The organism is Nitratireductor sp. ATLC21 (assembly GCF_057196525.1).
The window spans coordinates 1338012-1356768 of record NZ_JBXUOU010000002.1 but is presented as its reverse complement, the minus strand read 5'-3'; the positions used below and the strand labels follow the sequence as shown (position 1 = coordinate 1356768).

The window sequence follows — 18757 nt, the reverse complement described above, 5'->3', positions numbered from 1 at the left end:
CTCCCGTGCATTTGCTGTTATCTCAGGCGCAATTGCGGGGTGCAAAGATGAGATCAATGACGATGTTTAGCAATTGCAGGCGGTTTCTGAGCGCGGGTGTTCTTACGGTAGCCATGGCAACGGCTCTACCGTTTTTCGCCGGTGCGAGCGCACAGGCGACGGAAATCCGCTATGTGGTGAACAACGCGCCGATCACCAGTTACGATATCGACCGTCGCGTGGCGTTCCTCAAACTGCAGCGTGAAGGTGGCAATCTGCGCCAGAAAGCGACCGATCAAATGATCGAGCAGACGCTGAAAATGCAGGAAATGCAGCGGCGCAACATCAACATTCCCGATGAGATGGTGAACCAGGCTTATGCCCGCTTCGCCAGCGGCAACCGCATGTCGACCAGCCAGCTGAACACCGTTCTGGCGCAAAGTGGCGTTACAGCCGATCATTTCAAGGAATTCATCCGTTCACAGATCGGCTGGGGGCGTGTCATGCAGGCGCGCTCCAATTCGGCGGGTCGCATGAGCGAGCAGGATGTCGTTGCCAAAATGCTCCAGCAGGGCGGCAGCAAACCAAGCGCCACCGAATACATGCTCCAGCAGGTGATCTTCGTGGTCCCGTCGGGGGAACGTTCCAGCCTTCTGGGCAAGCGCAAACGTGAGGCGCAAGCCATGCGCGATCGCTTCCGCGGTTGCGATAGCACGCGTCAGTTTGCCAAGGGCCTGATTGACGTGACGGTGCGCGACCTTGGCCGCATTCTTGAACCGGAGCTTCCAGCGGACTGGAAGGACCAGGTCAAAAATACCTCTCCCGGAAATGCCACGGGCGTGCGTGAAACTGAGCGCGGAGTCGAATTCATCGGTGTGTGCAGCACACGCGAGGTTTCCGATGATCGCGTGGCACAAATGGTCTTCCAGAATGAAAATTCTGGCAATGACGCAATGGAAAAAGAAGCTCAGTCCTTCCTGGCCGAGTTGCGCAAGAACGCGCGTATCAGCCAGCGCTGATTTGCTACGGGTCCGGCGCAACCGGGCCCCTTCTTTCCACCAGCTGTTTCTCCAGAAGGAGATAGGTCGTGCTCCCGCTCGCGCTCAGCATCGGCGATCCTTCCGGGATAGGTCCCGAAATCATCCTCAAGGCCTGGCTCGAAAGACGCAGGCATGAGTTGCCTCCATTTTACCTCCTTGGGGATCCGGCGCTTGTTTCGGCGCGTGCGCGGTCCCTGGGACTGGATGTTCCGATTGCGGAAACCGAACCGGAACAGGCGGTGGTCGGCTTTGCTACACACCTGCCAATTTCGCCGCTCGACAACAGGCTGACCGACAATCCGGGACATGCAGAAACGGTGAATGCTGCTGGTGTCATCGAGGCGATTTCGCGGGCCGTGGATGATACGATGCAGATGCGCTCTGCAGCGGTGGTGACAGCTCCCATAGCCAAGAAGCCACTCTATGACGCGGGTTTCCGCTATCCAGGCCATACGGAGTTTCTCGGTCATCTGGCAGTAGAGATTACCGGCGCTCCAGCAAAGCCTGTGATGATGCTGGCAGGCCCTGAATTGCGCACCATACCGGTGACTGTTCATGAGCCGCTGGCAACGGTTCCCTCAACGCTTACACGGGAGCTTGTCGAAGAAACGGCGAGGATTGCCGCACACGATCTGCGCGAACGCTTTGGCATTGCCGCCCCCCGGCTTGCGATCGCCGGCCTCAATCCCCATGCAGGCGAAGGCGGGGCAATGGGAACCGAGGACAACGATATCATCGCACCCGCAATCCAGGCGCTGCAGGCGGAAGGCATCGACGCATTTGGCCCTCTACCCGCCGACACGATGTTTCATGCTCGCGCTCGACAAGGCTATGACGCAGCGCTTTGCATGTATCACGACCAGGCATTGATTCCCGTTAAAACCGTTGCGTTTGATGAGACAGTGAATGTCACCCTTGGCCTCCCCTTCATTCGCACCTCTCCCGATCATGGCACAGCGTTTGATATTGCTTCCAAAGGCATTGCGCGAGCTGACAGCATGATTGCGGCGATGAGGCTTGCGCGTGAGCTGGCGAACAACGCCGGTGGCGTGCGATGAGCGCCGACGGCCTGCCGCCGCTGCGCGAGGTGATCGCCGCTCATGGCCTTGCCGCGAAGAAATCGCTCGGTCAGAATTTTCTTCTCGATCTCAATTTGACGGCGAAGGTGGCGCGCGCTGCCGGAAACCTCGAAGGCACGACGGTGATCGAGGTTGGCCCCGGCCCTGGAGGCCTGACGCGAGCACTTCTCATGGCAGGCGCCGAACGTGTCATCGCTGTCGAGCGCGATGAACGCTGCCTTGACGCCCTGGCTGAAATCGCCGGCCACTATCCGGGCCGGCTTGACGTTGTCAGTGGCGATGCCATGGAAACGGATTTCGCCGCTCTGGCACCGCATGCGGCAGGTGATGTGCGGATCGTGGCGAACCTGCCCTATAACATCGGCACCGAGCTTCTGCTGCGCTGGCTGACGCCGGAAAGCTGGCCGCCCTTCTACGCCTCCATGACATTGATGTTTCAACGCGAGGTGGCGCAACGGATCGTCGCGCAGCCTGGCGACAAGGCCTACGGCCGGCTTGGGGTTTTGGCCGGGTGGCGCACGGAGGCAAAGATCGCTTTCGACCTGCCCCCACAAGCCTTCACCCCGCCGCCCAAAGTGACCTCGTCGGTGGTGCATATCGTGCCGCGTACGGCACCGCTGGCCGTCGAACCGGCGAAGCTGGCGAAAATCACCGAAGCAGCCTTCGGACAACGCCGCAAAATGCTGCGCCAGAGCCTGAAATCGCTCGGTGGGGAGACGCTTCTGGCACGGGCGGGGATTGATGCCACGCGCCGGGCAGAGACGCTTTCGGTGGCTGAATTCGTCACGCTGGCAAACAACGCCTAAGCGTCAGTTCGCCTCTTCTGCCAAAAGCCCTGCCACGAAATCGAACAGGCCGGGACGCCGGTCGCGGCGAAGGCGTTCTGCCTCGACGATCGAGCGCACTGAAGAAAAGGCCCGATCAAGCTGATCATTGATGACCACGTAATCGTAGTCGATCCACTTTTCGATCTCGGTGCGTGCGTTTTTCAGACGTGTTTGAATGATCTCCGGCGTATCTTCTGCGCGCCGTGTGAGACGGCCGAGAAGCTCTTTCATGGTCGGCGGCAGAATGAAGATCGACACGACATCGCCGCGCATCTTCTCGCGCAATTGCTCTGCTCCCTGCCAGTCTATGTCAAAGAGCATATCGCGGCCCTCTGTGAGCGCCCTCTCCACCGGGCCGCGTGGGGTGCCGTAAAAATTGCCGTGAACTTCGGCCCATTCGAGCAGCTCGTCATTGTCGCGCATGATTTCGAATTCGCGCTGCGACTTGAAATGGTAATGGACCCCTTCGATCTCGCTGCCTCGACGCGCGCGCGTCGTCACGCTGACAGAAAGCTCGAAACCTGGCACCTGCGCCAGCAATGTGCGCGCGATGGTGGATTTTCCCGCCCCCGAGGGCGATGACAGTACCAGCATAAGACCGCGCCGCGAGACGTCGGTGGAAACGGCAGGCGAGAATTCCGAGGACATGGTCTACTCCAGATTTTGCACCTGCTCGCGAAACTGATCCACCACGGCCTTCAGCTCCAGGCCAATGGCCGTCACGGTTGCCGCATTGGATTTTGAGCAAAGCGTATTGGATTCGCGGTTGAACTCCTGGCCCAGAAAGTCGAGCTTTCGCCCGACGGGGCCGCCTGCGGCGATCAGCGCCCGCGCCGATGCGATGTGCGTGCGCAGACGGTCAATTTCCTCGCGTATGTCGGCTTTTGCCGCGAGAATGGCTGCTTCCGCATGCAAACGATCCGAATCGAAGCCGGTGGTTGCATCGAGAAGTCGCGCTACCTGCTCCCGCAGTCGCTCCCGAATGGCCTCGGGAGAGCGCGAAGCATCAGCTTCCACCTGATCGGTCAAGGCCTCGATACGCGCCACATGATCGAGCATTATTGCTTGCAACGCACTGCCCTCATCCCGTCGGGCTTCCTCAAGGCCCTGTAGCGCTTCGTCGAAGGCCGCAAGGATCGCCTCATCCAGGGACGCGCGCATCTCTTCATCCGCGACTGGATCGGCGAAATCGAGAACCCCACGCAGACCCAGCAGCCCATCGGCTGTTGCCGGCCCCGTGCCGAACTGGTCCTGCAACCGTCCGGCAAGAGCCGCTATCTCTTTTAGAAAGTCCTCGTCGACGACAGGGCGGCGCAAAGCGGCGCTCTGCGTGAAAGTGAGTGAAGCCTGAACATTGCCGCGGGAAAATCGCTTCTGCAGGCGCTGACGCGCCGTCTGCTCGATGCGCTCGAAGCCTGCCGGCAGACGAAAGCGCGCTTCGAGGCTACGCCCGTTGACCGACTTCACCTCCCAGGCGACGCTTCCTGCATCGTGGTCGCGTGCGGCACGGGCAAAACCCGTCATGCTCTGGAGCCTGCTCATGCCTCCCCCTCGTGCAGTCGTGTCAACGCGCGCACCGGCTCAGTTCGAGCCGTTCTCGCCGGCGCTCTCACCCTCCGCCCGCCGCTCGCGTTCCACCTTGCGCCAGCGAGCGACATTTTCGTTGTGTTCCTTGAGCGTCTTGGCGAAAACGTGCCCGCCTGTTCCATCGGCGACGAAATAGAGCTCATCCGTCTGAGAGGGATTGGCCACGGCCTCAAGTGCCGCGCGGCCAGGATTGGCAATGGGTGTGGGCGGCAAACCATCGATCAGGTAAGTGTTGTAGGGCGTTTTCTTGTCGAGATCGGATCGATAAATCGGTCTATCAGATGGTTTACCCTGACCACCGAACAACCCGTAAATGATCGTGGGATCCGACTGCAGACGCATGCCTTTGCGCAAACGGTTGATGAACACGGCGGCAACCCGCGGGCGTTCGTCAGCTATGCCCGTCTCCTTCTCCACGATGGAAGCGAGTGTCACGAATTCGTTCTTGTCCTGAATGGGCAAGTCTTCGTCGCGACGTTCCCAGATGCTGTCGACAAGCTCTCGCTGATCCTCGAGCAGTTTCTCCACGACCGCCGTCCGGTCCATCCCGCGCGTGAAACGTAGCGTATCGGCGGCAAGACTGCCTTCGGGCGGGAGTTCCTCGGGCAGAGTGCCAGAAAGCTCTTCGGTTTCACGGATCCGCTCGAACACCTGGAACACGGTCTGGCCCTCAGGAATGGTGAGCGAGTAAAGAACGCTTTTGCCGCTCTTCAACAATTCCATGATCTCATGCATGGAAGCGCCGGCATCGATGGCGTACTCGCCCGCCTTCAACTCGGAATCCGCGCCATAGGCACGAACGCCGAGCGAGAATATCCGGGCATCGGAGATAACGCCTTCCCGCTCAAGCAGGCTTGCAATCTGACGAACACCGGTGTTCGGCTTGATCATAACGGTCTCAGCCGTCCGCGAAGGGCCTGGCTGATGGAATTCCCGCTTGCCAAAGTAAAATGCGAAACCGGCAAGAATGACCAGAAACACGATGGATGAGAACACGAAGTTCAGGAACACCACAAACTGGCTGCGCGCACGCTTCGAGCGCCGCGGAGGCGGTGTGCCCGCCTCTGGCCGCAAGGTTTGGTTGGCCGATTTGAACGCACGACCGCGTTCCTCGCCCGCCTGACGGCCGTAGCCCGTATTGTCTCCGGAAGTCCCTGTCATGCCTGTTGGACCGCTCCCTCAGAACGGCGCCAATGGTCGCCGGTCCTGTCCTATTCTGTATAAACACCCTGAGCAATCACGCTGGCTTCAGAAGACCGATCTTCCAGAGCCTGGTGACCACCGTTTCGATTCGTGACTGCCAGACTGAATTGCGAAAATGGCAAAACTGCAAGCCTGTTGTTGCAAAGCCTCAGGCGTCATACCGTTTGAATACGAGAGACGCATTGGTGCCACCAAAGCCGAAAGAGTTGGACAATGCCACGTCAATCTGTCGCTCGCGCGGCTGATTGGGTACCAAGTCTATGGGTGTTTCCACCTGTGGATTGTCGAGATTGATGGTCGGCGGGGCGATGTTATCGCGAATGGCCAAAACCGAGAAAATGGCTTCTGCCGCGCCGGCTGCACCCAGAAGATGACCGATCGACGACTTGGTGGACGACATCGACACCTTGCTCGCGGCATCGCCCAGAAGACGCTCCACGGCACCGAGTTCAATCGTATCCGCCATGGTCGACGTGCCATGCGCGTTGATGTAGTCCACATCGGCGGCGGAAAGACCTGCGCGCTTCAATGCAGCCTTCATGCAACGGTAGGCACCGTCGCCATCCTCGGCCGGAGCCGTGATGTGGTAAGCGTCGCCCGTCAGGCCGTAGCCAACCACTTCCGCATAGATCTTTGCGCCACGCGCCTTTGCGTGTTCCAGTTCTTCCAGAACGACAACGCCGGCGCCCTCGCCCATGACAAAACCGTCACGGTCGCGGTCATAGGGCCGGGAAGCCTTTTCCGGTGTATCGTTGAAACTGGTGGAAAGCGCCTTGCAGGCCGAAAAGCCGGCAATGGAAAGGCGGGTGATCGGTGCTTCCGCACCACCCGCCAACATGACGTCTGCGTCGCCGAGCATGATGAGACGGGCAGCGTCGCCGATGGCATGCGCGCCTGTGGAACAGGCGGTCACCACCGCATGGTTCGGTCCCTTCAACCCGTGGCGGATCGACACCTGGCCCGAGACCAGGTTGATGATGTTGCCGGGGATGAAGAAGGGGCTGATGCGGCGCGGGCCGCGCTCAGCAAGCGTCAAGGCGTTTTCAGCAATGCCCTCGATGCCGCCGATTCCCGAGCCGATGAGCACGCCGGTGGCGTATTTCTCATCGTCGGTTTCCGGTTTCCAGCCCGAATCCTCAAGCGCCTGGTCTGCCGCAGCAATGCCGTAGGTGATGAACTCACCGATCTTGCGCTGCTCGCGCGGCTCCAGAAAGGCATCGGGGTCGAATGCCCCCTCGCCTTCACGCGGGATCGAATTGGCGATCTTGCAGGCCAGGTCATCGACCTCGAAACGATCGATGCGGCTGGCCGCACTCTTGCCCGAAAGCAGGCTCTTCCACCCATGTTCAACACCGAGGCCGAAAGGTGAAAGAAGCCCCATACCGGTGACGACAACGCGTCTCATATGCTGATTATCCGCCTTGACTACGTTTCGTAGCGAGAACGCCGGACGGGCGTCAGGCGGTCGCCTTGTCGATGTACTTCACAGCGTCGCCGACGGTGAGGATCGTCTCGGCTGCATCGTCCGGGATTTCCACGCCGAACTCTTCTTCGAACGCCATGACCAGCTCGACCGTGTCGAGGCTGTCTGCGCCAAGATCATCAATGAAGCTTGCGCCTTCGGTCACCTTGTCGCCTTCGACGCCCAGATGTTCGACAACGATTTTCTTAACGCGTTCTGCAGTATCGCTCATGAGAGAACCCTCGACTTTCTGAATTTCCGATCTTCGTTAGCCGCACGAATGCCGCTAATCAAGCGAAATGACGACTAAAGCGCCGATACGATCGACGCCCAGTCTGTTATGCTCCGATGACGATGCACAGCGTGCATGCGGCGGGCGGAACGGCTTCGAGCGGGCGCTTATCACGATTTTGGCGCGCGCGCCAAGCGTTATTCCTCATCCCTCCACTCCTGCGGCCAGTCGCATCAGACACCGGCCCCGGCGCGCCAGTCACGGCGCAGGAAACGCCAAATGACAGGCTCCCCCGGGGTCTCGATCCCTTTGTTTCCCTGTCGTACAGGCCTTTCGAGACGAGCGCCAAGAAAGGAAGCAAGCCTTGCCGCCTGGTGATTTTGTGCGGTGGTTTCACCAAATATCTCGCTCAGGGCGAGCGTGGAGAAACCGAAGTCTAACAGGCCGCGCGTGATCTCGGCGGCACTGCCGTAGCGCCCCCACATATCCGGCGAAAGCTCTATACCCAGCTCACCACTGCCCTGTGGACAATTTGCCGTGCGGACACCGGCACAACCGACGAGCCGGCCGGTTTCGCGCTCGATGACGGCAAACTGGTGGTTCCGGCGCGGGCGCTCCTGCGCCCAAGAGCGAAAGAGCGCCACCAGTTCGGCGGGATCGCCCGCTTCCTGCCCTGCCTTTTTGCGGGCGGAAACGAAGCGCGGGTCGGATTGGTAGGCGGCCAGCGCCGGAACGTCGGCAGGCTCGAAGTCGCGCAGCACAAAGCGCCTCGTGGCAAGCCCGTCCATCGCTCCTCCTGCCCGAACCGCGCTCAGATCATCGCCATGCCGCCATTGACGTGCACGGTCTGGCCCGTGACGTAGGAGGCCTCATTGGACGCCAGATATGCGACGGCGGATGCGATTTCATTCCCGCTGCCCATGCGTTTCATTGGTATGGCACCCATGATCGCGTCGCGCTGCTTGTCGTTGAGCTTGTCGGTCATGGCCGATTCGATAAAGCCGGGGGCAACGCAATTGACGGTGATCGACCGGCTGGCGATTTCCTGGGCGAGCGACTTGGAAAAGCCGATCAGACCTGCCTTGGAGGCACAGTAATTTGCCTGACCGGGATTGCCGGTGACGCCCACAACGGAGGTGATGTTGATGATGCGACCGAACCGGCGGCGCATCATCGGATGCGTGAGCTCGCGGGTAAGCCTGAAAACAGAACCGAGATTAATCTCGAGCACCTGATCCCAGTCCTCGTCGCTCATGCGCACAAAAAGGCCATCGCGGGTGATGCCCGCATTGTTGACGAGGATATCCACGCCTTCAAGTTCCGATTCCGCCTTCTCCGCCAACTGTTTGACTTCATTGCGGTCAGACAGATTGGCGGGAAACAGCTTAACGCGATCACCGAGATCGGAAGCGAGGGTCTCCAGCTTTTCAACCCGTGTGCCGTGCAGGCCGACGACGGCACCCTGGGCATGCAGGGTGCGCGCGATGGCCTCGCCGATGCCGCCGGACGCCCCCGTCACCAGTGCCTTGCGGCCGCTCAGATCAAACATGGCCTTGTCCTTTTCAATCACCTAAATTCTTCGTTGTACAAGCGGCCCGGCTCAGCCGAGTGCCGCCATCGCCGCTTCTATATCTGCCGGTGTGTTGACCGGAACTGCGGCGAGATCACGGTTGATGCGACGGGCGAGACCGGAGAGCACCTTGCCGGAGCCGATTTCATAAAGGGTCTCCACGCCGTTCTGTGCAAACCAGTCAATGGTTTCGCGCCAGCGCACACGGCCCGTGACCTGCTCGACCAGCCGTTCGGCGATCTCTTCGGGATCGCGCAAAGGCGAGACGGTAACATTGGCCACCACTGGAACCGCGGGGGCGTGTTTCCTGACATCGGCGAGTGCTTCGCGCATCGCCTCGGCGGCAGGCTGCATCAGCGCGGAGTGGAAGGGGGCGGAAACCGGCAGCATGATCGCACGCTTGGCGCCCTTTTCGGAGGCGAGCTTCGCGGCTTCTTCCACAGCGCTCTTTGCACCGGAGATCACGAGTTGTCCGCCGCCATTGTCATTGGCGATCTGGCAGACGCCCTCCTTGCCGGCAGTGGAGCAGACCGCTTCCACGTCTGAAGCTTCGAGACCGATGATCGCAGCCATCGCCCCCTCGCCCACCGGCACCGCAGCCTGCATGGCATTGCCGCGAATGCGCAGCAGCCGAGCGGTATCGGCCAGGGAGAATGTGCCGGCAGCGCAGAGCGCGGAATATTCGCCAAGCGAATGACCCGCCACGTAGGACACCTTGTCCTTGAGTGAGAGACCGCCCTTTTCCATCACCCGCATGGCCGCGATGGAAACGGCCATAAGCGCAGGCTGCGCATTGGCGGTGAGGGTCAACTCATCCTCCGGGCCTTCCCACATGATCCTGGAAAGCTTCTGCTCCAGCGCGTCATCGACCTCCTGGAACACGTCGCGCGCTTCTGGAAACGCATCGGCCAGATCGCGCCCCATGCCGACAGCCTGACTTCCCTGACCTGGAAAGGTGAAAGCGATGCTCATCGCCAAATCTCCGGTATTCGTCCTTATCGGGCGCATCTGGTGACGCAACACAATCGGCGCGTCAAGCTTTTTGGGTGTTTTCGGCCTGCGTTCCCTGTGACATGAAAACTCCACAATTGAGGAGAGATGTATCGCTGTTCCGCCCCATTTCCGGTGGCGTGCAGGGGTATTTTTAGACATGTCTTCTGAAACAACAGCGTTGCGACAGCGGGACGTTGCGCCTCGCGGCAAGCTCACACTTGCGCAAACGGTGGGCTTTGTTTCCGTAACGCTTTTCATTTCCACGGAAGTTGCCGCCGCCTCGGCAGCGAGCATCTGGGGGCTCTCCGGCCTGTTGCATCTTCAGGCCGTTGGCGAGATCATCCTGTCGGCTATCATAGGCGTCCCGGCGCTCTACGCGATGGTGCGCTGCGGACAGCTAGCCTTCGCTGCAGAGACCGATCCGGAAAACAACTGAGCCCGTCGAAGGGTAAAACAACGTCCGCTCATGTCAGGAAATGTCAGCGAACAAGTGCGGGCGCTGGCAAGCAGGTTGCATATTGCCTATATGTGCGCGGCCTGCCATCGCCCCGACATGAGGGACTTTTCCCATGACGACAGCTCTTTCCATCAAAGATCTTTCAAAAACCTATGATACCGGTCTGACCGCTCTGAAGTCAGTGGACCTCGATATCCAGCGTGGTGAGATTTTGGCGTTGCTCGGCCCAAACGGCGCCGGGAAAACAACGTTGATCTCCATCATCTGCGGTCTGGTGAAACCTACCACCGGCACGGTGACGGTGGAGGGCAACGATATTGTCCAGAACTATCGCCAGGCCCGCCAGCTCATCGGCCTGGTGCCGCAGGAGCTGCACACCGAGACCTTCGAGACGGTGTGGGCGACGGTCAGCTACAGCCGCGGCCTTTTCGGCAAGAAGCCGGCGCCGGCGCTGGTCGAGCAGATCCTGCGCGATCTCTCACTCTACGACAAGAAAGACACCCAGATCATGGCGCTCTCGGGCGGCATGAAACGGCGCGTGATGATCGCCAAGGCCCTGGCACATGAGCCGCGGATCCTGTTTCTGGATGAACCGACCGCGGGTGTCGACGTGGAGCTGCGCAAGGATATGTGGCGACTGGTCAAGCGTCTGCGCGACACCGGCGTCACCATCATCCTGACCACGCATTATATCGAAGAGGCGGAAGAGATCGCCGACCGCGTGGGTGTCATCAACAAAGGCCAGCTCCTTCTGGTCGAGGAAAAGGCCGAATTGATGCGCAAACTCGGCCAGAAGCAGCTCACGCTGGATCTGCAGAAGGCGCTGAAGGCACTTCCGGACCAACTCGCCGGATACGATCTTGAACTCGCCGATGGCGGCACGCGGATCATCTATCATTATGACACACAGGCGAAACGGACGGGAATTGCCTCCCTCTTGTCTGCGCTGAGCGAAGCCGGGATCACCGTGAAGGATCTCGACACGGAACAACGCTCGCTCGAAGACATTTTCGTGAGCCTCGTGGTGGAGGAAAACCAGTGAATTTCGAAGCCGTCAAATCCATCTATCTCTTCGAGATGGCGCGCATGAAACGCACGCTTCTGCAAAGCGTGATTTCGCCCGTTCTCTCCACCTCGCTTTATTTCATCGTCTTCGGCGCGGCCATCGGCTCCCGCATCGAGGAGATCGACGGCGTCCAGTATGGCGCCTTCATCGTTCCCGGGCTGATGATGCTGACGCTGTTGCAGAACTCCATCTCAAACGCGTCGTTCGGCATCTACTTCCCCAAGTTCATCGGCACGATTTACGAGGTGCTTTCGGCACCGATCTCCTTTTTCGAGATCGTGCTTGGCTATGTGGGGGCGGCGGCGACCAAGTCGCTGATCCTCGGCCTCATCATCCTGGCAACGGCGCATCTCTTCGTCCCCATAGAGATAAGGCATCCTTTCTGGATGCTGTTCTTCCTGGTGATGACGGCGGTCACCTTCAGTCTTTTCGGCTTCATCATCGGCATCTGGGCCGACAATTTTGAAAAGCTACAGCTGATACCGCTGCTGGTGATCACGCCGCTCGTCTTCCTTGGCGGCTCGTTCTACTCCATCGAGATGCTGCCGGAATTCTGGCAAAAGGTGACACTTGCCAACCCGGTGCTCTACCTCATCAGCGGCTTCCGCTGGAGCTTTTACGAGACGTCGGATGTGGGGATCGGCGTGAGCATCGCCATGATCTCCTTCTTCCTTGTCCTCTGCCTCAGCGCCATCTGGTGGATTTTCAAGACCGGTTACAAGCTCAAGACGTGAACGCTAAAGCGCGTCGCGATCTTTCAGATTCGCTCTGTGCGCTTTAGGTTCTTGATTTGACGCATGTCTTTGTCCCGAAACCGGTGCCCGCTTTCGGGAGACATGCGCTATCGCAGGGTTTTCAGGTAGTCCTTGAACTCCCTGCCGGCCTCTGGCGCAAAGCGGTCGCCGGTTTCGGCGACCGTCACCAGCCGATCAATGCGAAAGTTGCGAAAGTCATCACGCTCCTCGCACCAGACAGTTAAAAGCCAGACATTGTCGAATGCGGTCAGCCCCAACGGGCGGACCCTGCGCGTGCTCTTCTTCTCCTTCAGGTCGAGATAGACGATTTCAAGGCGCCGGCGCCCACGTACCGCACGGCGAAGGGCAGCCAGGTGGCGCTGTGCATCCGACGCCCTTGAATATGCGATCATGTCCCCTTGCCGCACACGCCCATGCTGACCGTCGGGTGCTATTGCATCAACCTTTGCGGCCACACGGGCGGCAGCCTGCTTCAGATCGCCATCGCCGCGTGCTGAAATCAACTGCATGCCAAGCGTGATCGCGTCGAGCTCATCGGCGTCGAAGTGCAGGGGAGGCAGGAAATAGCCGCGCTCGATCTGATAGCCGACGCCGCCCTCGCCCCGGATGGGAGCCCCCATGGACTGAAGCGTGGCGATGTCGCGGTAGACAGTGCGGACCGAAACGCCCAGCGTTTCTGCCAGTTGGGCGGCGCTGACCGGCTGGCGGTGCATTCGCAACTGTTCAAGCAGTCCGAAAAGTCGTGATGCGCGCATGCTCCACCCTGACAGAAACTGTCAATCCTTCGGGATAGCTACGGCACGTCGGCCTGTTCGGCAAGCCCGACCGCAGCCGCTGCCCCTATCAAGAGGAAAACAGTCAATGTTGAGAAAATCCGAAGGCCCTGTGAGGGTGATGGGCTTTGCCCGATACAACAAGCGCGCGGACGTGGAAACGGCCCGCCTGATCGAAGCCGCCCTTGCCTGGCAGGAAACCTTCCTGCGCCCGAAGGACGGCATCCTCTTTCATGCGTTTCTCGGCAATCTGAACGGCGGTTTTGCCGACATCATTCTGGCCCGTGATGACCAGAGCTTCGAGGGGATGCTCAAAGCCTATGACGACGCAGAAAGCGCGAAGACGTTCATGGTATTGCTGGAGCCCGGCACCGTCCGGCTTTCGCGCAACCAGATACTGAAGCAGATCGCATCCCCGCCAGACGCGTTTTCCTGCGTTGAATTCGGAACCTTCAAGATCGCTGACGGCAGCAATGCGAGTGAGCAGGACGTGCTCGCGATTTCGGAACGGATCGAAAGCGAATATCTCGACCAATCCGACAATACGAGGCTCCATTACATCGGGCGAGATGCGGAAAACCGCTTTTGCGAGGTCACTTTCGGACGTTCGCTGGGTGAAACAAAACGCATGTGCGAGGGCTATGTCGGGCACCCGGTCTGCCAGCCGCTGCTCGATCTGAGCGACCCGGCCAGCCTGGACCTTGATTTCTGGTACCTGCTCGCCTGAAACCGTCGCCTTGCATCTTCGTTGAAAACCTGTATAAGCGCGCGATCTGCCGGTCTCAGCTGGGGGCTGAACGGAGGGCCGTGCGCTTTTCCCGATATAGGGAAGCGTGCGTTGTGAAGACAGGTTCTTCCGCCTCCCGTGTCTCCGCTCTCGACCGTCCAACGCGCTTTTCTTCGGCCCCTCGGGGACAAGACAAGTCGCAGAGGCTTAGCCGCTGGGCCGGTGGATGGAAACGAAGAAAGGCAAGACAATGGCACTTTACGAACACGTGTTCCTTGCCCGGCAGGATCTCTCGCAGCAGCAGATCGATGCCCTTGTTGAACAGTACAAGGGTGTGATCGAAGCTGGTGGCGGCACCGTCGGCCGGGTTGAAAACTGGGGGCAGAAGTCCCTCGCCTACCGGATCAAGAAGAACCGCAAGGCATACTTCACGCTCATGGACATCGACGCTCCGGCTGCGGCCGTGAAGGAGGTCGAGCGCCAGATGGGTCTGTCGGAAGACATTCTGCGCTTCATGACGGTTCGCGTCGACGCGCACGAGGAAGGCCCTTCCGCAATGATGCAGCGCCGCGACGACCGTGGCCCGCGCCGTGACGACCGTGGCCCGCGTGGCCCGCGCCGTGACGATCGTGGCCCGCGCCGTGACCATGACCGCGACAGCAACAAGGAAGGCTCCGAATAATGGTCGACATCAATCAGATCCCGACGCGGCGTCCTTTCCACCGCCGCCGCAAGACCTGCCCGTTCTCCGGCGCCAACGCACCGAAGATCGACTACAAGGACGTGAAGCTCCTGCAGCGCTACATTTCCGAGCGCGGCAAGATCGTTCCCTCCCGCATCACGGCCGTCAGCCAGAAGAAGCAGCGCGAATTGGCCAAGGCCATCAAGCGCGCCCGTTTTCTGGGCCTTCTGCCCTACGTGGTGAAGTAAGACTTTCGGCGCGGGCGGTTTTTCGCCCGCCCCCTCTCCGCGGCGGGCGCGGTCGAGGCTTTTCAAATCCCGAGTTGGGGCGGATGCCCCTAACTGCCACCATGGGCAGGACAGCGACTTTCGTGCCGCACAGCGGCATTTCCGTTTCTGACCTGCCTTTATGAAATTCCGGCGCAGGGCGCCGATGACAAAGGACAGAAACGATGGACGTTATTCTCCTTGAGCGTATCGCCAAGCTCGGCCAGATGGGCGACGTGGTGAAGGTCAAAGACGGCTACGCACGCAACTTCCTCCTGCCCAAGGGCAAGGCTCTGCGCGCGAACGAAGCCAACCGCAAGAAATTCGAGAGCCAGCGGGTCGAACTCGAAGCACGCAATCTGGAACAGAAGAAGGAAGCCGAGGCTGTTGCAGAGAAGCTCGACGGCAAGTCCTTCGTCGTCGTTCGCTCCGCCGCCGAGACCGGTCAGCTCTACGGTTCGGTCGCCACGCGCGACATCGTTGAGATCCTGGCCGATGAAGGCTTCAAGATCGGCCGCAGCCAGGTCGAGCTCAACCAGCCGATCAAGACCATTGGCCTGATCAATGTGGCAATCGCGCTTCACCCGGAAGTCGAGGTCACCGTGACGCTCAACGTTGCGCGTTCGAGCGACGAGGCCGAGCGCCAGGCACGCGGCGAGACGCTGGATTCGGCGGAAGCCATTTACGGTGAGGACATCAACGACAGCGCGCGTCCGGACGAGTTCTTCGATCCGGAAGCCGAGTATGAAGATGAAGCTCCTGCGGGCGATGAGGCGGCAGCCGAAGAGACCGACGAAAACGCATAAATACCGCTTCTTAAGACTGGAAGCCGGGCGCGAGCGCCCGGCTTTTTTGTTAGCTGACATTGCGCGGATCAATTGTTTTGATGCTGGCTTGCATACTTTAAATGCGTATCGCCAGAGCCCAGATTTTCCGCGTTTCTTTAGCCAAGCAATGGCAAGAAGCGGCAAGAGCAATCGACTGACCAAGGGCCTGACACTGTCTGGCCCCTTTTCAACGCTCACATAATTGTTTCATACTTGCAGCCTCCCGAGACTTTTGGGGGTTATGCGATGAACTGGTTGCTGGAAAAGTTCGTTTCTCGCCTCGTCCGCAAAGGAAAGCTGTCGATCACCGATGCGACGGGGAATGTGCAGGTCTTTGGTGATGGGAGCGGCGATCCGGTCCACATCGCGATTCGCACCAAGGCCGCTGAGCGTGCCATTGCCATAGATCCGATGCTGGCCGTTCCCGAACGCTATATGGACGGCGAAATCGACCTGATTGAAGGTGATATTCTCTCCTTTCTTGAGTTGGTCTATTCCAACATGGATGAAACCGGCTCTGAGCTTTTCTTGCTGAAACTGGGAGAAGCATTGCGGCACCCTTTCCGCCGGCTTCAGCAATGGAACACCGCAGCGCGGGCCAAGCGCAATGTGCATCGGCATTACGACTTGTCCGAAGAGCTCTACCGCCTCTTCCTTGACGAGGACATGCAGTATTCCTGCGCCTATTTCGAAACGCCCGAGGTCTCACTCGAGGAAGCTCAAAGGGCCAAGAAACGACATATCATGGCAAAGCTGGCCCTTGAGCCAGGACAGAAGGTTTTGGACATCGGCTGTGGCTGGGGCGGATTGGGCCTTGATATCGCACGGCAGTTCGATGCCAATGTGTTGGGCGTAACGTTGTCGGAAGAACAGCACCGTGTGGCCAACGACCGTGCCCGCGAACAAAAGCTTTCCGACAAGGCGCGCTTCGAAATTGCCGATTATCGCTCTTTAAAGGGACCATTCGACCGTATTGTCTCCGTGGGCATGTTCGAGCATGTGGGCATCAACCACTATCGAACCTTCTTCGATCAGAGCGCACGCCTTCTGGCAGACGACGGCGTAATGTTGCTGCACACGATTGGACGTTCTGCGCCGCCGGCCGCCACCAATGCATTTATTCGCAAGTACATTTTTCCCGGAGGTTACATTCCGGCGCTCTCGGAGATCATGCCGGCAATCGAAAGGTCCGGGCTGATTGTCACCGATGTCGAGATTTTGCGCCTCCACTATGCTGAGACGCTGAAGCACTGGCAGGCGCGCTTCCAGAAGAACCGCGCGAAGGCGGTTGAAATTTACGATGAGCGCTTCGCTCGCATGTGGGAATTCTACCTGGCGGGTTCCGAAGCCTCGTTCCGGTGGCAGGAAATGGTTGTGTTTCAGATTCAGCTCACCAAAAAGCGCGAGACCTTGCCATTGACCCGCACGTATATCGGAGAAACCGAGAAGCAGCTCGCTGATGCTGCAGCAAAGCGAGCCGGGAAATTCACCCAGGCAGCGGAATAGACTTGCAGCAAGATGGCCGATTCGGCCCCGGCGGCAGTGCGATCACCGTCAAGCCTATGCTGACAGTTGCCCACAACTGAGACACTTGAGACTGTGAATCGCGGTCACATTTCATCTCCGAGCTTTCACCTTTCTCTAAGAGGGGGTACGAGAGTTCTTTGGGGGTTCCGGGTCTTCGTGTTTTGTTTGCCCGGGCACATGTGGCGCAATCATACCGGACTAAGAACAAATGGCAGAGGCGGCAATCCGCAAACTTGAGACAGCGGAAACCCAGCTTTATCGAGAAGCACCAAACAACATCGAAGCCGAGCAGGCGCTGCTTGGCGCGATTTTGGTGAACAATGACGCGCTTTACCGCGTGTCCGATTTCCTAAAGCCTGTCCACTTTTATGAGCCCTTGCACCGCAAGATCTTCGAGGTTGCCGGCGAGCTCATCCGTATGGGCAAGACCGCCAACCCCGTAACGATCAAGACGTTTTTGCCTGCCGAGGAAAAAGTCGGTGAATTGACCGTTGCTCAATATCTGGCACGCCTGGCTGCGGAAGCTGTGACCATCATCAATGCCGCCGACTACGGTCGGGCGATCTATGACCTGGCCATCCGCCGCGCGCTGATCACAGTCGGCGAGGACATGGTGAACATCGCCTATGATGCGCCGGTGGATATGGCGCCGAACAAGCAGATCGAGGATGCGGAGCGGCGTCTTTTCGAACTGGCGGAAACCGGCCGCTATGATGGTGGCTTCGAGAGCTTTGGCGATGCCACAAAGATCGCCGTGGACATGGCAAATGCCGCTTTCATGCGCGATGGGCATCTCTCGGGCATTTCCACGGGCCTGCGCGACCTCGACGCGCGTATGGGCGGGCTCCAGCCTTCGGATCTCATCATCCTCGCCGGCCGTCCCGCCATGGGCAAGACCTCGCTTGTGACCAACATCGCTTTCAACATCGCCGCAGCCTATGAGCCTTCCCAGCAGGCAGATGGCTCCTTTGCCGCTGCGAATGGCGGGGTCGTCGGTTTCTTCTCTCTGGAAATGTCGTCCGAGCAGCTCGCTACCCGTATCATTTCCGAGCAGACCGAAATCCCCTCCTCCAAGATCCGACGCGGTGAGATCACGGAAAGCGATTTCGAGAAGCTGGTTGCCTGCGCCCAGACCATGCAAAAGATCCCGCTGTTCATCGATCAGACCGGTGGCATCTCGATCGCCCAGCTCGCGGCCCGTGCAAGGCGTCTCAAGCGTCAGCGGGGCCTCGATGTCATTATCATCGACTATGTACAGCTTATGCAGGGCTCTTCAGCAAAATCCGCTCAGAACCGCGTGCAGGAAATCACCGAGATCACGACGGGCCTGAAGGCACTCGCCAAAGAGCTTTCCGTGCCGATCATCGCGCTCTCTCAGCTCTCGCGCCAGGTGGAAGCGCGCGACGACAAGCGCCCGCAGCTTGCCGACCTGCGCGAATCGGGCTCCATCGAGCAGGACGCCGACGTCGTGCTTTTTGTTTATCGTGACGAGTACTATCTGAAGAACAAGGAACCGAAGCCCGGCACCGAGGAGTATCTTCAGTGGGAAGCCGAGATGAACGAAGTGCGCGGGAAGGCCGAAGTGATCATTGCCAAGCAGCGTCACGGCCCGACAGGCACCGTGCAGCTTGCCTTCCAGGGCGAATTTACCCGCTTCTCGGACCTTGCCGAAGAGGACCGCATGCCCGAGCGTTTTGAGTAACGG

The 18757-nt window shown here is 59.4% G+C and carries 22 protein-coding genes; 13 read left to right on the top strand and 9 right to left on the bottom strand.

Annotated elements, in window-relative coordinates; translation table 11 throughout:
* Nucleotides 1-62: 62 nt before the first annotated feature.
* From AC2CHD_RS14030 to rsmA, 3 genes are all read left to right on the top strand, one after another.
* Nucleotides 63-998: a peptidylprolyl isomerase gene (locus tag AC2CHD_RS14030; RefSeq protein WP_229448079.1), complete on the top strand. Its 936-nt coding sequence runs from the start codon at nucleotides 63-65 to the stop codon at nucleotides 996-998.
* 68 nt (nucleotides 999-1066) lie between these two features.
* A complete protein-coding gene (pdxA, locus tag AC2CHD_RS14025; protein ID WP_484554159.1) occupies nucleotides 1067-2077 on the top strand; it encodes a 4-hydroxythreonine-4-phosphate dehydrogenase PdxA in 1011 nt (336 codons plus the stop codon).
* A complete protein-coding gene (rsmA, locus tag AC2CHD_RS14020) occupies nucleotides 2074-2904 on the top strand; it encodes a 16S rRNA (adenine(1518)-N(6)/adenine(1519)-N(6))-dimethyltransferase RsmA (protein WP_229447350.1) in 831 nt (276 codons plus the stop codon). The genes pdxA and rsmA overlap by 4 nt, the downstream gene beginning before the upstream one ends.
* 3 nt (nucleotides 2905-2907) lie before the next feature.
* Here the strand turns inward: rsmA and gmk are convergent, their stop codons facing one another.
* The 8 genes from gmk to fabD form a co-directional block, all read right to left on the bottom strand.
* A complete protein-coding gene (gene gmk, locus AC2CHD_RS14015) occupies nucleotides 2908-3573 on the bottom strand; it encodes a guanylate kinase (RefSeq protein ID WP_223020299.1) in 666 nt (221 codons plus the stop codon).
* Nucleotides 3574-3576: 3 nt separating this feature from the next.
* Nucleotides 3577-4467: a YicC/YloC family endoribonuclease gene (locus AC2CHD_RS14010; RefSeq protein WP_459439768.1), complete on the bottom strand. Its 891-nt coding sequence runs from the start codon at nucleotides 4465-4467 to the stop codon at nucleotides 3577-3579.
* 39 nt (nucleotides 4468-4506) lie between these two features.
* Entirely contained in the window at nucleotides 4507-5673 is a 1167-nt protein-coding gene (gene mltG / locus AC2CHD_RS14005) for an endolytic transglycosylase MltG (RefSeq protein WP_223020297.1), read from the bottom strand.
* 190 nt (nucleotides 5674-5863) lie between these two features.
* Complete coding sequence (gene fabF / locus AC2CHD_RS14000; protein WP_229447353.1) at nucleotides 5864-7120, bottom strand: beta-ketoacyl-ACP synthase II; 1257 nt, start codon at nucleotides 7118-7120, stop codon at nucleotides 5864-5866.
* A gap of 52 nt (nucleotides 7121-7172) precedes the next feature.
* Complete coding sequence (locus AC2CHD_RS13995; protein ID WP_007007691.1) at nucleotides 7173-7409, bottom strand: acyl carrier protein; 237 nt, start codon at nucleotides 7407-7409, stop codon at nucleotides 7173-7175.
* A gap of 233 nt (nucleotides 7410-7642) precedes the next feature.
* Nucleotides 7643-8197: a GNAT family N-acetyltransferase gene (locus AC2CHD_RS13990; protein WP_484554158.1), complete on the bottom strand. Its 555-nt coding sequence runs from the start codon at nucleotides 8195-8197 to the stop codon at nucleotides 7643-7645.
* A 23-nt stretch (nucleotides 8198-8220) separates the two neighbouring features.
* Nucleotides 8221-8958 (bottom strand): 3-oxoacyl-[acyl-carrier-protein] reductase, encoded by a 738-nt coding sequence (gene fabG, locus AC2CHD_RS13985; RefSeq protein ID WP_484554157.1) that lies wholly within the window; start codon nucleotides 8956-8958, stop codon nucleotides 8221-8223.
* A gap of 51 nt (nucleotides 8959-9009) precedes the next feature.
* Nucleotides 9010-9951, bottom strand: a complete 942-nt coding sequence (gene fabD, locus AC2CHD_RS13980) for an ACP S-malonyltransferase (RefSeq protein WP_229447355.1) — start codon at nucleotides 9949-9951, stop codon at nucleotides 9010-9012.
* Between the two features lie 178 nt (nucleotides 9952-10129).
* On the opposite strand from fabD, the gene AC2CHD_RS13975 reads away from it, so the two are divergent.
* The 3 genes from AC2CHD_RS13975 (at nucleotide 10130) to AC2CHD_RS13965 (ending at nucleotide 12229) form a co-directional block, all read left to right on the top strand.
* On the top strand, nucleotides 10130-10408 hold the full coding sequence (locus tag AC2CHD_RS13975) for a hypothetical protein (RefSeq protein WP_484554156.1): 279 nt from the start codon (nucleotides 10130-10132) through the stop codon (nucleotides 10406-10408).
* Between the two features lie 133 nt (nucleotides 10409-10541).
* Nucleotides 10542-11471: an ABC transporter ATP-binding protein gene (locus AC2CHD_RS13970; RefSeq protein WP_484554155.1), complete on the top strand. Its 930-nt coding sequence runs from the start codon at nucleotides 10542-10544 to the stop codon at nucleotides 11469-11471.
* Nucleotides 11468-12229, top strand: a complete 762-nt coding sequence (locus AC2CHD_RS13965) for an ABC transporter permease (RefSeq protein ID WP_322339351.1) — start codon at nucleotides 11468-11470, stop codon at nucleotides 12227-12229. The genes AC2CHD_RS13970 and AC2CHD_RS13965 overlap by 4 nt, the downstream gene beginning before the upstream one ends.
* 107 nt (nucleotides 12230-12336) lie before the next feature.
* Here AC2CHD_RS13965 and AC2CHD_RS13960 read toward each other — a convergent pair whose 3' ends face one another.
* A complete protein-coding gene (locus tag AC2CHD_RS13960; protein WP_484554154.1) occupies nucleotides 12337-13005 on the bottom strand; it encodes a helix-turn-helix transcriptional regulator in 669 nt (222 codons plus the stop codon).
* 106 nt (nucleotides 13006-13111) lie between these two features.
* Here AC2CHD_RS13960 and AC2CHD_RS13955 point away from each other — a divergent pair, with 106 nt between their 5' ends.
* The 7 genes from AC2CHD_RS13955 to AC2CHD_RS13925 all read left to right on the top strand — a co-directional run bounded on the left by AC2CHD_RS13955 (nucleotide 13112) and on the right by AC2CHD_RS13925 (nucleotide 18754).
* Entirely contained in the window at nucleotides 13112-13750 is a 639-nt protein-coding gene (locus AC2CHD_RS13955; protein WP_484554153.1) for a hypothetical protein, read from the top strand.
* A gap of 250 nt (nucleotides 13751-14000) precedes the next feature.
* A complete protein-coding gene (gene rpsF, locus AC2CHD_RS13950; protein WP_229448085.1) occupies nucleotides 14001-14432 on the top strand; it encodes a 30S ribosomal protein S6 in 432 nt (143 codons plus the stop codon).
* Nucleotides 14432-14680, top strand: coding sequence for a 30S ribosomal protein S18 (rpsR, locus tag AC2CHD_RS13945; RefSeq protein ID WP_002963610.1), 249 nt, complete (start codon nucleotides 14432-14434; stop codon nucleotides 14678-14680). Before rpsF ends, rpsR begins: the two co-directional genes overlap by 1 nt.
* Nucleotides 14681-14883: 203 nt before the next feature.
* Complete coding sequence (rplI, locus tag AC2CHD_RS13940; protein ID WP_229447361.1) at nucleotides 14884-15504, top strand: 50S ribosomal protein L9; 621 nt, start codon at nucleotides 14884-14886, stop codon at nucleotides 15502-15504.
* Nucleotides 15443-15727 (top strand): hypothetical protein, encoded by a 285-nt coding sequence (locus AC2CHD_RS13935; protein ID WP_484554257.1) that lies wholly within the window; start codon nucleotides 15443-15445, stop codon nucleotides 15725-15727. Before rplI ends, AC2CHD_RS13935 begins: the two co-directional genes overlap by 62 nt.
* Before the next feature lie 44 nt (nucleotides 15728-15771).
* Nucleotides 15772-17031 (top strand): cyclopropane fatty acid synthase, encoded by a 1260-nt coding sequence (locus tag AC2CHD_RS13930; RefSeq protein WP_229447362.1) that lies wholly within the window; start codon nucleotides 15772-15774, stop codon nucleotides 17029-17031.
* A gap of 229 nt (nucleotides 17032-17260) precedes the next feature.
* Nucleotides 17261-18754: a replicative DNA helicase gene (locus AC2CHD_RS13925; RefSeq protein WP_484554152.1), complete on the top strand. Its 1494-nt coding sequence runs from the start codon at nucleotides 17261-17263 to the stop codon at nucleotides 18752-18754.
* Nucleotides 18755-18757: the final 3 nt, after the last annotated feature.

What these genes read in the sequence shown, in the direction of transcription:
- AC2CHD_RS13925 (WP_484554152.1), top strand. Translation starts at nt 17,261, where the DNA reads ATGGCAGAGGCGGCAATCCGCAAACTTGAGACAGCGGAAACCCAGCTT.
- AC2CHD_RS13955 (WP_484554153.1), top strand. Translation starts at nt 13,112, where the DNA reads ATGTTGAGAAAATCCGAAGGCCCTGTGAGGGTGATGGGCTTTGCCCGA.
- rsmA (WP_229447350.1), top strand. Translation starts at nt 2,074, where the DNA reads ATGAGCGCCGACGGCCTGCCGCCGCTGCGCGAGGTGATCGCCGCTCAT.
- AC2CHD_RS13995 (WP_007007691.1), bottom strand. Translation starts at nt 7,409, where the DNA reads ATGAGCGATACTGCAGAACGCGTTAAGAAAATCGTTGTCGAACATCTG.
- gmk (WP_223020299.1), bottom strand. Translation starts at nt 3,573, where the DNA reads ATGTCCTCGGAATTCTCGCCTGCCGTTTCCACCGACGTCTCGCGGCGC.
- fabF (WP_229447353.1), bottom strand. Translation starts at nt 7,120, where the DNA reads ATGAGACGCGTTGTCGTCACCGGTATGGGGCTTCTTTCACCTTTCGGC.
- rplI (WP_229447361.1), top strand. Translation starts at nt 14,884, where the DNA reads ATGGACGTTATTCTCCTTGAGCGTATCGCCAAGCTCGGCCAGATGGGC.
- AC2CHD_RS14010 (WP_459439768.1), bottom strand. Translation starts at nt 4,467, where the DNA reads ATGAGCAGGCTCCAGAGCATGACGGGTTTTGCCCGTGCCGCACGCGAC.
- rpsF (WP_229448085.1), top strand. Translation starts at nt 14,001, where the DNA reads ATGGCACTTTACGAACACGTGTTCCTTGCCCGGCAGGATCTCTCGCAG.
- fabG (WP_484554157.1), bottom strand. Translation starts at nt 8,958, where the DNA reads ATGTTTGATCTGAGCGGCCGCAAGGCACTGGTGACGGGGGCGTCCGGC.
- AC2CHD_RS13960 (WP_484554154.1), bottom strand. Translation starts at nt 13,005, where the DNA reads ATGCGCGCATCACGACTTTTCGGACTGCTTGAACAGTTGCGAATGCAC.
- AC2CHD_RS13970 (WP_484554155.1), top strand. Translation starts at nt 10,542, where the DNA reads ATGACGACAGCTCTTTCCATCAAAGATCTTTCAAAAACCTATGATACC.
- AC2CHD_RS13975 (WP_484554156.1), top strand. Translation starts at nt 10,130, where the DNA reads ATGTCTTCTGAAACAACAGCGTTGCGACAGCGGGACGTTGCGCCTCGC.
- AC2CHD_RS13990 (WP_484554158.1), bottom strand. Translation starts at nt 8,197, where the DNA reads ATGGACGGGCTTGCCACGAGGCGCTTTGTGCTGCGCGACTTCGAGCCT.
- rpsR (WP_002963610.1), top strand. Translation starts at nt 14,432, where the DNA reads ATGGTCGACATCAATCAGATCCCGACGCGGCGTCCTTTCCACCGCCGC.
- AC2CHD_RS14030 (WP_229448079.1), top strand. Translation starts at nt 63, where the DNA reads ATGTTTAGCAATTGCAGGCGGTTTCTGAGCGCGGGTGTTCTTACGGTA.
- AC2CHD_RS13935 (WP_484554257.1), top strand. Translation starts at nt 15,443, where the DNA reads ATGAAGATGAAGCTCCTGCGGGCGATGAGGCGGCAGCCGAAGAGACCG.
- AC2CHD_RS13930 (WP_229447362.1), top strand. Translation starts at nt 15,772, where the DNA reads ATGAACTGGTTGCTGGAAAAGTTCGTTTCTCGCCTCGTCCGCAAAGGA.
- fabD (WP_229447355.1), bottom strand. Translation starts at nt 9,951, where the DNA reads ATGAGCATCGCTTTCACCTTTCCAGGTCAGGGAAGTCAGGCTGTCGGC.
- mltG (WP_223020297.1), bottom strand. Translation starts at nt 5,673, where the DNA reads ATGACAGGGACTTCCGGAGACAATACGGGCTACGGCCGTCAGGCGGGC.